Here is a 13,553-nt window from a genome sequence, read left to right as displayed (position 1 = left end):
CCCTGATGTCCCGATTCCCTTGCCTGGAGCATGTGATGGAACGCAAGAAATTCGTGATCGGCCTCGTGGGCGGCGCCACCGCCGTCGTCGCGGTGGGCATGCTCGGCACCCACCTCCTCTCGGGCACGGAGTCCACGACCGGACTCGACGTATATAGCAAGGTCGAGGTGGACGGCGTCCCGGCGCTGGCGAAGAACATCGCGCAGGGCCGGATCCAGAGCAAGTACCACCCGCTGCCATGGGTCGGCGTGAAGCTGACCGACGTGTCCTGCCCGACGGGGCTGAAGGCGGTGGCCGGGGCGAGCGTGGTCTGCACGGGGCAGAAGGACGGCGGCGGGAGCGTGGAGATACCGGTGCACGTCGTGAAGGCGAGCGCCGATTCCGTGACGTGGACGTTCGAGCGCTGAGACGGCTGAGCCCCCCAAGACCCCCCAAGAAACACCGCGCGACGCCAAGAAAGGCCCCATCTCATGATCCCCGTTCTGGCCGGACTCGGCCTGGTGAAGAAGTACGGCGACACCACCGCCCTCGACGGCGTGGACGTCCAGGTCCGCGAGCGCGAGTCGCTGGCTGTCATGGGCCCCTCGGGCTCCGGCAAGTCGACGCTGCTGCACGTCCTCGCCGGGATCGTCCGCCCCGACGCCGGCAGCGTCCTCCTGCACGGCAAGTCGATAGAGGGCCTGAACGAGAACCGGCTCAGCGCCCTGCGCCGCAGACGCTTCGGCTTCGTCTTCCAGTTCGGCCAGCTGCTGCCCGAGCTGCCCGCCGAGGAGAACGTGGCGCTGCCGCTGATGCTGGAGGGCGTCCCCCGCAAGGAGGCCGTCGAGCGCGCCCGCCGCTGGTTCGCGCCGCTCGGCCTGGAGGGCATGGAGACCCGCCGCCCCGGCGGCCTCTCCGGCGGCCAGGCCCAACGGGTCGCGATCGCGAGGGCGTTGGTGATCGAACCGGACATCATCTTCGCGGACGAGCCGACCGGCGCTCTCGACCAGCGCACGAGCACGGAGGTCATCGGCCTGCTGACGTCGGTGACGCGGACCCAGGGCGCGGCGCTGGTGATGGTCACCCACGACCCGGACATCGCCGCCCACTGCGACCGCGTCCTCCAGGTACGCGACGGCCGTATAGCGGGCCACACGCAGTACACGGTCGCCTGACCGGAGCTACGCGACCGCCGACCGAGCCGGCGCCTTCGCCCCTCGGCCTCGCCCCCAGCCTCGGCCTCCCCCTCCCCCTCAGCCTCAGCCGAAACCCAAGCCGAAGTCCAAGCCCAAGCCCCCTGGAGCCCCCATGCGTTCCCCCGTTCTCCCCCTGACCTGGCATCTCACCCGGGCCTCCGGTCGCCGTGGGCTTCAGAGCCACGCGCTTGCCGCGGGTGCCGCCGCGGTCGGTGCGTTCGTCCTGCTCGTGATGATCGCGGCGGCCCTGGGCTCGGGGACCCGCGCGGACCGGACGACCTGGCGCACCCCGGAAGCCTCCAAGCAGCCCACGGCGGTACAGGCCCTGGCCACGACATATGTACGCGGCGAACCGGTCACGGTGGTCTCCCTGGCCCAGTTGCCCGGCAAACGGCAGACCTCCGCGCCACCCGGCGTGAGAACGTTCCCCGGCCCCGGCGAGGTCTACCTCTCCCCCGCCCTCGCCAAGCTGGTCCGCCAACTCCCCGCCGACCAGCTCGCGGACCGGTTCCCGAGGCCGACGGCGTACGGGACGATCACATCGGAGGGCCTGGCGTCACCGGACGAGCTGGTGGCCGTCGTCGGACGGACCCCCACCGACCCCGCCCTCTCGGCGAAGGCGGCGGACTCGGTGAACTGGTTCGACATCGGCCAGGTCGCGCGGGCGGAGGTGGCCGGCTTCTCCGGCACCGAGAAGAGCCTGTTCACCGCGGACGACCAGGGCACCACGATCACCGGGGTGGTACTGCTGGCGATGCCCGTGGTGGTGCTGGCCGCGGCGGCGGGGCGGCTCGGCGCGGCCCGGCGTGAGCAGCGGCTCGCGGCGCTGCGGCTGGCGGGGGCGACACCCCGGCAGATCGTCGCGATGACCGCCGCCGAGACGGCTGTACTGGGCGCGGGCGGCGCGCTGGCCGGCGCGCTCGGGTACGTCCTGCTGCTGCCGGCGCTCGCCAAGGTGCCGTTCGGGGTGGGGGGCTGGTACACGGGGGATCTGTGGGTCGGGGCCGGATGGCTCGCGGCGGTGGTGGCGGCCGTGACGGCGCTGATCACCGTGAGCGCCGTGTCGATGCTGCGGCAGGTCGCCGGGGCGCCGCTCGGGGTGGCGCAGCAGGCGAACCCCCGTCGTACGCGGCTGCTGCGGCTGGTGTTCTTCGTGGTGGTGCTCGGCTACATCTACCAGGGCACCGGGCAGGAGGGCGGCGTCAAGCCGAAAGAGGCGCTGGCGATGCTGGTGCTGTTCTACGCGGGGTTCTGGCTGGTCGGGCCGTGGGTGGTGGACCGGCTGGGCCGGACCGTGAGCCGCCGGGCGCGCCGTCCCGCCACTCTCCTCGCCGGCCGCAGGCTGAGCGACGATCCGCGTGGTGCCTGGCGCACGGTCAGCGGCCTCGTCCTGGCCGGCTTCGCCGCCGGTTTCTTCTCCATCAGCCTGCTGGGTTCGAACAGCGCCCAGTACCACGACCAGTTGGCGGTGATGAGCGCGGACGCGAGGGCCACGGCGACCCAGGCGCGCACCCTCCTCACCGAGGCAGGCGTGAAAGCGACGGTCACTGTGGGCCGCGAGGACGACTACGACAGCCTCCTGGGCGGCGCCGCGGGCATCGTCGTCCATGTCACGGAGTCCGGCCAACTGGACAAGGCGGCAACGGTGTTGACCCCTCTGGGTGACGGCCGACTCCCTTACGGCGAGAACTACACCGGTTCCAGCGACAAGGCCATCGGTGACCGGCTGTCGGCCGTCAGCACCGCGACCCTGGCCCTGAGTTTCGTGGTCGCCGCCGCCTCGGCCGGCCTGACCGCCGCCGCGAACGTCCTGGACCGCCGCCGTGTCTACGGCCTCCTGCGGCTGGCCGGCACCCCGCTGCGGGTCCTGGACAAGGCGCGGACCAGAGAGACGGTCCTCCCCTTGGTGACCCTGGCCGGCGGCACCACCGCGATGGGCGCCTACGGCAGCTACCAGCTCAACAAGACGGCCGGTGCCACGATCAACGCCTCCGGTGCGATCGAGCTGGTGGTCTGCATAGCGATCGGCGCGGCCGTGATGCTGGCGGCGGTGGCGGCGAGCAGACCGCTGCTGCGCAGGGTGACGGCGGAGGCGGCCCGCGGCGCCGAGTGATCCAGACCCCGGGCTACCGCACCAGCCCGGTCCGGAAGCCCGTACCTCAATAGTGCGGGCCTCCCCCGCCCGCCGGGCCCGGCCACCTCCTCGGCCGGCCCGGCGGCCACGGGTCCTCCCGTGTCCCTGACCCCTCTCCCAGCTGAGGCAAGATGCGACCCATGACCGTCTCCCCCTCCCCTTCCGCCGCTCCCATCCGTGTGCTGATCGCGGACGATCAGGACATGGTCCGTACGGGCTTCCGGTTCTTCCTGGACGCGCAGCCGGACATGACGGTCGTCGCGGAGGCGGCCGACGGGGAAGAGGCGGTGGCGCTGGCGCGGCGGCTGCGGCCGGACGTGTGCCTGCTGGACATCCGGATGCCGAAGCTGGACGGCCTGGAGGCGACCCGGCTGCTGGCGGGCCCGGATGTCGCCGATCCGCTGCGCGTCGTCGTCGTGACCACCTTCGACCTCGACGAATACGTGTACGGAGCCCTGCGTGGCGGCGCCTGCGGCTTCCTGCTCAAGGACTCCGGGCCGACCCTGCTCGCGGAGGCGGTGCGCGCGGCGGCGGCCGGTGACTCGCTGGTCTCCCCGTCGGTCACGGTCCGTCTGCTGGAGCATCTGAAGGAGAAGGAGGAGGGCCCCGTCAGCCGGCCCCAGGCCCCCGCCCCGGCCGACCCTCTGACCGAGCGCGAGCTGGAGGTCGTACGGCTTGTCGCCCTCGGCCGTACCAATGCCGAGATCGCGGCCGAGCTGTACGTCTCCCTCTCCACCGTGAAGACTCATCTCGCCAGCACACAGGCCAAGTTGGGCAGCCGTAACCGGGTGGAGATCGCGGCGTGGGCGTGGCAGAACGAGAAGGTGCGGCGGCCGGACTGACCTCGCCGCGAGCCGGGGCCGACCGAGTCCGCCGCGAAACTCCCGCGCCCGCGCCGTCGTATCCCCCTCAGCCCTCCAGTTCCACCCCCACCACCCGCGCGACCGTCCGCAGCACCCCGTTCTCGTTGTTCGACGGCGCCATGTACCGCGCCCGTTCGATCACCTCCGGATGTGCCCCCTCCATGGCGAACGACCACTCGGCGGCGTCCAGCATCTCCAGGTCGTTGAGATAGTCGCCGAAGACCATGGTCTGGGCCGGGGTGATCCCGAGTTCGCGCTGGAGCCGGCGCAGTGCGGCTCCCTTGTTGGCCTCGGGGTTCATAATGTCGACCCAGTGCTGGCCGGAGACGACGACCTGATGGCTCGCCCGGAACCCGGCGAGCGCGGGGGCGACCGTCTCCTCGGCGGAGGTGAAGGCGTAGACGGCGACTTTGATGATGTCGTCGTCGACGGCGGTGACGTCCGCGACGGATTCATGGCGCAGGTAGTAGCGGCGGACCTCGGCGAGGAACGCCTCGTCGGCGCGCTCGGTGTACGCGGCGCGCTTGCCGCAGACGACGACTCCGGCGTCCGCCCCGCCCGCGGTGAGCCGCCGTACCGCTTCGACCACGCGGACCACGTCGGCCCGCTCCAGCGGGGCGGAGCTGAGTTCGCGGCCGTCCTGGACGACGTAGGCACCGTTCTCCGCGATGAAGACCATGCCGTCGGCGAGACCGGTGAAGTCCCGTTCCAGGGTGGCGTACTGGCGTCCGCTGGCCGGGGTGAAGAGGATGCCGCGGTCCTGGAGGCGGACCAGGAGTTCCTTGAGGCCGGGGGGTGTCCGCTTGTGGTCGTCGAGCAGGGTGCCGTCCATGTCGGTGACGACGAGGCGTATGTCGGCGGCGGGGTCGGCGGAATGGGGCATGTCCTGCCTTCATGTACGGGAGCGATCCGATTGTCAGCCTACCGGCCACCCGATCAAGGGCCCTGGCCCCCGCCCCGCACGCCCCCGACACCCCCCAACACACCAACCCCACTCCCCCAGTTCCCCCCTCCCCCCATGAAACCCTTCCCCCCGACAGCCCCTTCTGTCCGAGGAGGACCCCCTATGACCACTCTCGCCGACCCCCGCCCCGGCGGCCGTCCGGGCGATGTCGAGCGGGCCGCCGCGCTGGCGGAGCGGCTGGCCGAGGAGCGGGTGCACGGGGTGGTCCTCGCGTACGTCGACACGGCCGGCGTGCACCGGGTCAAGGCGGTCCCGGCGGCGAAGCTGGCGTCGGCCGCGGCCTGGGGCGTGGGGATGTCCCCGGTGTTCGACACGTTCCTGGCCGACGATCACATCGTCACGACGGACGTCCTGGGCGGCCCGGACGGCGATCTGCGGCTCTACCCCGACCTCGACCGGTTCACGGTGCTGGCCGCGCAGCCCGGCTGGGCGTGGGCGCCGGTCGACCGGATCACGCAGGACGGCGACCCGCACCCGGGCTGCTCGCGCACCGCGCTGCGCCGCACGGTGGAGCGGGCGGAGCGGGAGCACGGTCTGGTGTTCCGGGCCGGGATCGAGGTCGAGTGGGTGCTGGGCCTGGACTCCGCGCCGCCCGGCGAGTTCGTGCCGGCGACGGCGGGGCCGGCGTACGGGGCGGCCCGGCTCGTCGAACTCGGCGACTACACGGCCGACTTGCTCGCTGCCTGCGCGGCGCAGGGCATCGACGTCGACCAGTTGCACCCCGAGTACGCGCCCGGCCAGTTCGAGATCTCGGTGGCCGCGGCGGACCCCGTCGCGGCGGCCGATCTGAGTGTGCTGGTCCGGCAGACGATCCGCGCGGTGACCCGGCGGCACGGGCTGCGGGTCTCCTTCTCGCCCGCGGTGACCGCGCAGGGCGTCGGCAACGGCGGGCACGTGCACCTGTCGGCGTGGAGCGACGGCCGCAATCTGCACACCGGGGGCGATCACCGCCACGGCCTGACCCCGGACGCCGAGTCCTTCGCGGCCGGCATCCTCGCCCGGCTCCCCGCGCTGACGGCGGTCACCGCCCCGAGCCCGGCCAGCTATCTGCGGCTGAAGCCCTCGCAGTGGGCCGGGGTGTTCGCCGTCTGGGGCCTGGAGACGCGCGAGGCGGCCGTACGCCTGGTGCCGGGAACGGCGGGGCACCGGGCCGAGCAGGCCAATCTGGAGGTGAAGCCGGTGGACCTGGCCGCGAACCCGTATCTGGCGCTGACCTGCCTGATCGCGGCCGGGCTCGACGGGCTCGGCACGCGCCTGACGCTGCCGGAGGAGACGCGCGGCGACCCGGCCCGGCTGCCCGGGGCCGCGGACCGGCGGCTGCCGGCCTCGCTCCCGGAGGCGGTCGCGGCGTTCCGCGAGGACAAGGTGCTGCGCCAGGCCCTCGGCCCGGTCCTCGCGGACGCGGTGCTGGCGGTCCGGCGGGGCGAGTCGGACGCGGTGCGCGGGCTGGACGACGAGCAGGTGGCCGCCGCCTACCGGTGGGTCTACTGAGGCAGCGCGCCGGAGATCACATCATTCGACAGGCTTCTGTACACCCCGGGCGCTTATGGTGAGTTCCACTCGTCCCGCGACCGGCCGTGGAGAACTCCCGCGAGGTCTACAGGCCGTCCGACCCGCTTTTGAAAGTATGATCAAGCAATGTCAGACATGACCGAGACCACGCCCGGTTGGCTGAGCCAGGACGAGCTCGAACTGGCCCGCGCCCGGATGCCCATCCTGTACGTCGAAGCCGTCCCGGTCCGCGTCGACGACCGGGGCGAAGTGATCAGCATCGGCCTGCTCCTGCGCATCGGACCGGACGGCGATGTCAGCCGCACTCTGGTCTCGGGCCGGGTCCTGCACCACGAGCGGGTGCGCGACGCGCTCCTGCGCCACCTGGAGAAGGACCTCGGCCCGGTGGCGCTGCCCCGGCTGCCGGCCGCGCTCCAGCCGTTCACGGTGGCGGAGTACTTCCCCACGCAGGGTCTCACCCCGTACCACGACCCGCGTCAGCACGCGGTGTCGCTCGCGTACATCGTGCCGGTGACCGGTGACTGCCAGCCCCGGCAGGACGCGCTCGACCTGGTCTGGTTCGAGCCGCAGGAGGCGGCGTCCCCGGCCGTGCAGAGCGAGATGCCCGGCGGTCACGGCTTCCTGCTGCGTCAGGCCCTCGCCCACGTCGGCCTGTCGGCCTCCTGATGCCGTTGCCGTTCCAGCGTGGCGCCCCCTGCACGCTCGTGGTGTGCAGGGGCTGCTGCTGCGGCGACCGCCGCAAGCACCCCGGCTTCGACCACGCCTGGCAGCTCGACCGCCTGCGCGCGGCAGCCGCCGGGGGCGGTTTCGCGGTCCGCACGACGGACTGCCTGGGCCCTTGCGACCAGGCGAACGTGATCGTCGTGCAGCCGTCCTCCACAGCCCGGCTGGCCGGGGCGCGGGCGGTGTGGGTGGGGTTCAACATGGACGACGACGGCACCGAGGAGCTGATCGGCTGGGCCGAGGCGGGCGGGCCGGGGGTGGCCCCGGCTCCGGCGGCCCTGGAGTTGCAGTTCATCAAGCCGCCTCGGGGCGAACGGGTGCGTTCGCGGCGCTAGTTCACCAACGCGCGGCGCTGGCTCACCAACGCACGGCGCCAGCTCACCAACACGCGGCGCTAGCCGACCAGTTCCGCGAGAGTGGCGCGAGCGCGGGCGACCCGGGAGCGGATGGTCCCGACGGGACAGCCCGCGCGGGTCGCCGCCTCCGCGTAGGTCCAGCCCGCGAGCTGGGTGAGGACGAAGGCCTCGCGGCGGTCGGCGGGGAGGCGGTCGAGGAGCGCGGTGAGGGCGACCCTCTCCTCGAAGCCGGGTTCGGGGCGGGCCTCGCCGAGAGGCGGGGACGGCCGGCGGTAGGTGTCCTGGACGGCGTGCCGGGCGATCGCGAGCAGCCAGGTACGGGAGGAGGAGCGGGCCTCGAAGCTGGGCAGGGCGCCGAGGGCTCGCAGGAAGGTGTCCTGGGTGAGGTCGGCGGCGGTCTGGGGGTCGGCGCCGAGGTGGGTGACGTAGCGCAGGACGTCACGGTAGAGGGTGCGGGCCCAGGCCTCCCCGGCGGCCCGGTCGCCGTCGCGGGCGGCGAGCGCCAGGGCGGTCGTGACCGAGTCGTCGGGGCGGCCGGGCCGTCGTTTCCGGTGGTCCGTCTTCGGCGGGAGGCGGTTCTTGGTGTGTCTCCTGGGCGGGTGGTCCATGGGGTCAGATCCTGGCGCGCGCCCGCGCGGGGCGCCCCCGGGTTCAGGGAACGCTCAGGAATCCACAGCCGGCGCATCGGTTCAGCGCACGTCCGCCTCCTCCTGAGCGCCCAGGGGGTCTTCCTTCAGGAACCCGCCCGACTGGTGCTGCCACAGCTTGGCGTAGGCGCCCCCGGTGTCGAGGAGTTCCTGGTGGGTGCCCTGTTCGAGGATGCGGCCCCGGTCGAGGACGATCAGCCGGTCCATGCCGGCGACGGTGCTGAGCCGGTGGGCGACGACCAGGGCGGTGCGGCCGTCCATGAGCCGCCAGAGGGCGTCCTGGACGAGGAGTTCGCTCTCGGAGTCGAGGGCGCTGGTCGCCTCGTCGAGCAGGAGGATCGGCGCGTCCCGCAGGATCGCGCGGGCGAGGGCGACGCGCTGGCGCTGGCCGCCGGAGAGTTTGATGCCGCGTTCGCCGACCATGGTGTCGAAGCCGTCGGGGAGGCCGTCGGCGAACTCGGTGACATGGGCGGCTTCGGCGGCCCGGCGGATCTCCGCGTCGCTCGCGCCCGGGCGGGCGAAGGCGATGTTGTCGCGCAGGCTGCGGTGGAACATGGCCGGGTCCTGCGGGACGTAGGCGATCTGCCCGCGCAGGTCGCGCTGGCGCAGCCCGCTGATGTCCTGGCCGCCGAGCAGGATGCGCCCGCCGTGCAGGTCGGTCATCCGCAGCAGCAGCCGGGTGAGGGTGGTCTTCCCGCCGCCGGACCTGCCGACGAGCCCGACCTTGGTGCCGCCCGGCACATCGAGGTCGAGCCCTTCGAAGAGGGGCTTCTTCCCGCCGCCGTGCGAGAAGTTGACGTTCTCGAAGCGGACGTCGGCCCGGCCGCGCTCCAGCTCCTTCGGGGCCGGGGCGTCGACCACGGTCGGCTGCTCCAACAGGAGCTCGGTGAACTGGGCGGACTCGGTCATGGCGCTCTCCAGGCGCCGGTAGATCTGGCTGAACTCGAACATGATGCGGGTGGCGTTGGTGTAGTAGGTGAAGGCGACGACGACCGTCTCCACCTCGTGGGTCCCGCCGGCCAGGGTGAGCGCGAGGAGCAGGCCGAGCGCGGTGGTGAGGACGGACAGCGGGGCGACGACGGTGTCGACGCGGAGGTTGCCGTAGTCCCAGGAGCGCAGCATCAGCTGCTTCGACTCCCGTACCCGCGCCCGGTGTTCGGCGGCCTCGCGCTCCTCGGCGGCGAAGGCGCGGACAGTCTCCATGTTCATCAGGACGTCCGCGACATGCCCGCCGAGCCGGGCCAGGGACTCCTCGCGCGCGTCGACGATCCGCTGGCGGCGCCGGATCAGCGGGACGACGGTGACGGCGGTGACCAGGATCATCCCCAACAGGCCGACGACCAGCAGGGGTTCGTACTGCCACAGCACCACGCCGGCGAACAGCAGCGGCACGAGGGAGGTCAGCACCTGGAAGACCATCGTGTCGACGAACTGCTCGAACCGGGTCGCGAAGCTCAGCACCCGTTTGGTGAGCGAGCCGGCGAAGTTGTCGTGGAAGAACGCGGCGTCCTTGGCGAGGAGTTCGTCCATCCCGACGAGGTACAGCCGCTCGATGCCGTACGCCTCAAGGCGGTTGATGCAGTGCACGCCGATCCGCCAGAACGCCTCCGCCACCAGCAGGACGAGGGCGAAGCCGATGACGTAGGGCAGGGTCGTGGCGACGGTGACCTCGGCGCCGGCCGCGATCTCGCCGACCAGTTTGGCGACGATCAGCGGGCCGACGTACTGGATCGCGGTGGAGCCGATCGACGGCAGCAGCAGCGCCGGCAGCGCGAACCGCTTCAGCCGCAGCATCTCCTTCCCGTAGTACTTAAGGGCCAGCAGCACCGCGCCCTTCCCCGGCATGACCGAGCGTGTTTTCGAGGTGTCCATTCCAACCTTGAGTCCTAGTTGATGCCATAGGTGCGGTCCGAATGCGGAGGGGAAGTCTTTCGGTACGACGACGGCGGCGTCCACGTGTTTTCCGTGGACGCCGCCGTCGTTGTCAGTGCCTGCTGATAGGGGCTCAGCGCTTGCTGGTGCCGTTGAACAGGGAGCGCGCCCAGACGTATCCGACGACGGTGATGCCGGCGCACCAACTCAGGGAGATCCAGCCGCTGTTGCCGATCTCCGTGCCGCAGAGCAGGCCGCGCAGGGTCTCGGTCATCGGGGTGAAGGGCTGGTACTCGGCGAACCAGCGCAGCCCCGGCGACATGCTGCTCGCGGGCACGAACGCCGAGCCGAGGAAGGGCAGGAACTGGATCAGCAGGGGCTTGTTGCTGGCGGACTCGACGGTCTTGGAGACCAGTCCGAGCGGCACCGACAGCCAGGTCACCGCGAACGCGATCGCCGTGAGGAGACCGGCGGCGGCCAGCCATTGCAGGGCGGTCGCGGCCGAGCGGAAGCCGACGGCGAGGGCGACCGCGACGACCGGGAGCATGCAGACCATCGTCTGGACGACGCTGCCGAGGACATGTCCCGTCAGGAAGGAGGAGCGGGTGATTGGCATCGTGCGAAAGCGGTTGATGATGCCCTCGGTCATGTCCGAACAGACCGCGATCGACGTCGACATGGAGCCCGCGGCTACACCCATGATGATGATTCCTGGCGTCAGGTAGTTGACGTAGGTGGCGCGTCCGCCGCCCATCCCGGCGCCGATGGAGTCGCCGAAGGCGTAGGCGAACAGCAGCAGCATCAGGATCGGCATCATCGCGCTGCCGAGCCCGACGGCCGGGTAGCGCAGGGCGTGCTTCAGGTTGCGGCGCAGCATGACGCGGGAGTCGTGCAGGGCGTGGGGGAGCGTGCTCATCGCCGGATCTCCTCTGCGTGGCGCGCGGCGGCGGTGTTCGTGAGCGACAGGAAGACGTCGTCGAGGTCGGGGGTGTGGACGGAGAGGTCGGCGGCGCCGATGCCGGCCGCGTCGAGGCGGTCGACGAGAGCGCGCAGGGCGTCCAGGCCGCCGTCCCCGGCGATCCGCAGGGCCAGTTGCTCGTCGTCCCGGGTGGCGCCGGGGAAGACGCCGGCCGCCCGCTCGTACTGCGCCGGGTCGGTGAAGCGCAGCCGGACGTGGCTGCCGGGGATACGGGACTTGAGTTCGTCAGCGGTGCCCTCGGCGACGATCCGGCCGCCGTCGAGGACGGCGATGCGGTCGGCCAGCGCGTCGGCCTCTTCGAGGTATTGGGTGGTGAGGAAGACGGTGGTGCCGGCCGCGACGAGGGAGCGGACGATGTCGTACATCGTGCGGCGGCTGCGTGGGTCGAGGCCGGTCGTGGGCTCGTCCAGGAAGATGATCCGGGGGTCGCCGACGAGGGTCATCGCCAGGTCGAGCCTGCGGCGCATGCCACCGGAGAAGGTCGCGGCGCGGTCCCCGGCGACGTGCGCGATGTCGAAGCGCTCCAGCAACTCCCTTGCCCTGGCCAGCCCTTCACGCCTGGGCAGGCGCAGCAGGTCGGCCATGAGGAGGAGGTTCTCCTCGGCGGTGAGGAGGTCGTCGAGGGCGGCGAACTGCCCGGTCACCCCGATCGCGGCGCGTACGGCGTCCGGTTCGGCGTCGACGTCGTGCCCGGCGACCTGGATCTGTCCTCCGTCAGCGGCGATCAGGGTGGAGAGGATGTGGACGGTCGTCGTCTTGCCGGCGCCGTTGGGGCCGAGGAGGGCGAAGACCGAGCCGGCGGGGACGCGCAGGTCGATGCCGTCGAGGACGGTCTTGTCGCCGTAGGACTTGCGCAGGCCGAGCGCGGTGATGGCGGCGGGCCGGGGCGAAGTGGGCATGGGAGGCTCCGAGTTGAAGGGTGCGGCGAGTGGCTCAGGCGCGACTGCGGCGGATGTCGATGTTTCCGTAGCGGGTGCGGGCGCGGACCTCGACGGTGTCCTGGTGACCCTCGGGGGGCGCGGCGGCGCTGAGGGAGTTGCGGACCTGGCCGGAGCCGCAGCTGACGTCGAGCCAGGCGGCGCTGCCCTCGCGGACGCCGACGTCGATGGCACCGTAGGAGGTCTCCAACTGGACGGTGCCCCGGGCGACTTCGGCGGCGCGGATGGTGCCGTAGGCGGTGGTCGCGGCGACCGGGCCCTCCGCGCGGGTGATGTCGATGTCGCCGTGTCCGGTGCCGACCTTCAGCTCTCCGGTGACCGCGCCGATGGCGGTGGTGCCGTGCGAGTTCTTGAGGACGGCGGGTCCGTCGACCGCGCCGACGCGCAGGCTGCCGGTGCTGGTGGTGATCTCGGCCCGGCCCTCGACCCGGTCGACGGTGATCGAGCCGTGGGAGGCGGTGAGTTCGAGCGGTCCGGTGCTGTCGAGGCGGACGTCGCCGGCGGAGACCTTCATCCGGGTCGCGCCGAGCCGGCCCTCGCCGAGGACCTGCGCCCACGCGCCGGTCAGGTCGACGCCGGAGCCGGTGGGCAGGGCGATGGTGATGTCCACGGTTCCGGGGCGGCGCAAGGAGTTGGCCGATTTGGGGGTCCGGACGGTCAGGACGCCGTTCGCGTAGGAGACGTCGACCCGCTCGGCCTCTTTCACGTCCCGGTCCCGCTTCGGGTCGCGGGGGCGGATGTCGACGGTGGTGTCGGCGCGGTCGCTGGCGGTGAGGCGGAGGGAGCCGGCGTCGATGTGGGCGGAGAGGGAGATGGGGGCGGCGGTGTCGAAAGTGGGCATGGTTGTTCCGTTCTTGTGGGTCGTGGGGTTCTTGAAGTGCCGTGCGTGCAGCGGTGGTTCGGCGTAGAGCTCTTGAAGTCGCTTACGGGTGGGGGCGGTTCAGCGGGCCCAGCCCGTGAAGCCCCGCCCTTCGGGGTGGGTGCGCTGTTCGTCGAGCGCGGCCGAGACCGCGCGGACGAGCCAGGCGTTGACGGAGAGGCCTTCGTGCCCGGCGACTTCCTCGGCCCGTGACTTGAGGTGGGCCGGGAGCCGCAGGTTGACGCGGGCGGTGCCGCCTTCGATGTCGGCCGGAGTCAGGAGCGACACCACTTTGACGCCACCAGTGGGCGGCGGTGTCACCACGAACTCCAGATCCGTCCCCCGCAGCCGTACGTCGACCGAGCCCGGCGCCAGCTCCCGGGTCACCTCGGCCATCGCTGCCGAGACCACCCTGAGCAGGGCGAGATGGGCGACCGACTCCAGCGGAGCGGCCGGCCCCAGCTCCCCGCGGAGGGAGTCGACGTACGGGGTGAGGTCCATGGCGTTATCTTGGCACCACTATGGCGCCAT

14 protein-coding genes are annotated in these 13,553 nt (G+C 72.0%); 7 read left to right on the top strand and 7 right to left on the bottom strand.

From position 1 onward, the window contains the following. Window positions 1-35: 35 nt before the first annotated feature. The 4 genes from ACYUD3_RS04140 to ACYUD3_RS04125 all read left to right on the top strand — a co-directional run bounded on the left by ACYUD3_RS04140 (window position 36) and on the right by ACYUD3_RS04125 (window position 4,151). Window positions 36-407 carry a DUF4333 domain-containing protein gene (locus ACYUD3_RS04140; RefSeq protein ID WP_470963590.1) on the top strand — a complete coding sequence of 124 codons (372 nt, stop codon included), beginning with the start codon at window positions 36-38 and terminating at the stop codon, window positions 405-407. A 63-nt stretch (window positions 408-470) separates the two neighbouring features. After that, window positions 471-1,154 carry an ABC transporter ATP-binding protein gene (locus ACYUD3_RS04135; RefSeq protein WP_470963587.1) on the top strand — a complete coding sequence of 228 codons (684 nt, stop codon included), beginning with the start codon at window positions 471-473 and terminating at the stop codon, window positions 1,152-1,154. Between the two features lie 133 nt (window positions 1,155-1,287). Continuing rightward, complete coding sequence (locus tag ACYUD3_RS04130; RefSeq protein ID WP_470963584.1) at window positions 1,288-3,288, top strand: FtsX-like permease family protein; 2,001 nt, start codon at window positions 1,288-1,290, stop codon at window positions 3,286-3,288. Between the two features lie 161 nt (window positions 3,289-3,449). Beyond that, complete coding sequence (locus ACYUD3_RS04125) at window positions 3,450-4,151, top strand: response regulator (protein ID WP_470963581.1); 702 nt, start codon at window positions 3,450-3,452, stop codon at window positions 4,149-4,151. 67 nt (window positions 4,152-4,218) lie between these two features. On the opposite strand, the gene ACYUD3_RS04120 is transcribed toward ACYUD3_RS04125, so the two are convergent. Then, window positions 4,219-5,055 (bottom strand): Cof-type HAD-IIB family hydrolase, encoded by an 837-nt coding sequence (locus ACYUD3_RS04120; RefSeq protein WP_470963578.1) that lies wholly within the window; start codon window positions 5,053-5,055, stop codon window positions 4,219-4,221. A gap of 183 nt (window positions 5,056-5,238) precedes the next feature. Between ACYUD3_RS04120 and ACYUD3_RS04115 the strand changes: the two genes are divergently transcribed. The 3 genes from ACYUD3_RS04115 to ACYUD3_RS04105 all read left to right on the top strand — a co-directional run bounded on the left by ACYUD3_RS04115 (window position 5,239) and on the right by ACYUD3_RS04105 (window position 7,706). Then, the gene (locus ACYUD3_RS04115) at window positions 5,239-6,627 is read left to right on the top strand and encodes a type I glutamate--ammonia ligase (protein ID WP_470963575.1); all 1,389 of its coding nucleotides are present in this window, start codon (window positions 5,239-5,241) and stop codon (window positions 6,625-6,627) included. A 147-nt stretch (window positions 6,628-6,774) separates the two neighbouring features. Continuing rightward, complete coding sequence (locus ACYUD3_RS04110; RefSeq protein WP_470963572.1) at window positions 6,775-7,314, top strand: NUDIX hydrolase family protein; 540 nt, start codon at window positions 6,775-6,777, stop codon at window positions 7,312-7,314. After that, window positions 7,314-7,706 carry a (2Fe-2S) ferredoxin domain-containing protein gene (locus tag ACYUD3_RS04105; protein ID WP_470963569.1) on the top strand — a complete coding sequence of 131 codons (393 nt, stop codon included), beginning with the start codon at window positions 7,314-7,316 and terminating at the stop codon, window positions 7,704-7,706. The genes ACYUD3_RS04110 and ACYUD3_RS04105 overlap by 1 nt, the downstream gene beginning before the upstream one ends. 59 nt (window positions 7,707-7,765) lie before the next feature. Here ACYUD3_RS04105 and ACYUD3_RS04100 read toward each other — a convergent pair whose 3' ends face one another. The 6 genes from ACYUD3_RS04100 to ACYUD3_RS04075 form a co-directional block, all read right to left on the bottom strand. Beyond that, window positions 7,766-8,335, bottom strand: coding sequence for a sigma-70 family RNA polymerase sigma factor (locus ACYUD3_RS04100; RefSeq protein ID WP_470963566.1), 570 nt, complete (start codon window positions 8,333-8,335; stop codon window positions 7,766-7,768). A gap of 81 nt (window positions 8,336-8,416) precedes the next feature. After that, a complete protein-coding gene (locus tag ACYUD3_RS04095) occupies window positions 8,417-10,246 on the bottom strand; it encodes an ABC transporter ATP-binding protein (protein WP_470963563.1) in 1,830 nt (609 codons plus the stop codon). 133 nt (window positions 10,247-10,379) lie between these two features. Continuing rightward, window positions 10,380-11,162, bottom strand: a complete 783-nt coding sequence (locus ACYUD3_RS04090) for an ABC transporter permease (RefSeq protein WP_470963560.1) — start codon at window positions 11,160-11,162, stop codon at window positions 10,380-10,382. After that, window positions 11,159-12,124 carry an ATP-binding cassette domain-containing protein gene (locus ACYUD3_RS04085; protein WP_470963557.1) on the bottom strand — a complete coding sequence of 322 codons (966 nt, stop codon included), beginning with the start codon at window positions 12,122-12,124 and terminating at the stop codon, window positions 11,159-11,161. The genes ACYUD3_RS04090 and ACYUD3_RS04085 overlap by 4 nt, the downstream gene beginning before the upstream one ends. A 34-nt stretch (window positions 12,125-12,158) precedes the next feature. Beyond that, on the bottom strand, window positions 12,159-13,004 hold the full coding sequence (locus tag ACYUD3_RS04080; RefSeq protein ID WP_470963554.1) for a DUF4097 family beta strand repeat-containing protein: 846 nt from the start codon (window positions 13,002-13,004) through the stop codon (window positions 12,159-12,161). Window positions 13,005-13,103: 99 nt separating this feature from the next. Continuing rightward, a complete protein-coding gene (locus ACYUD3_RS04075) occupies window positions 13,104-13,523 on the bottom strand; it encodes a hypothetical protein (RefSeq protein ID WP_470963551.1) in 420 nt (139 codons plus the stop codon). Window positions 13,524-13,553: the final 30 nt, after the last annotated feature.

The organism is Streptomyces sp. AMJ-169, assembly GCF_055597585.1.
This window is presented reverse-complemented; position numbering and strand designations above follow the sequence as displayed.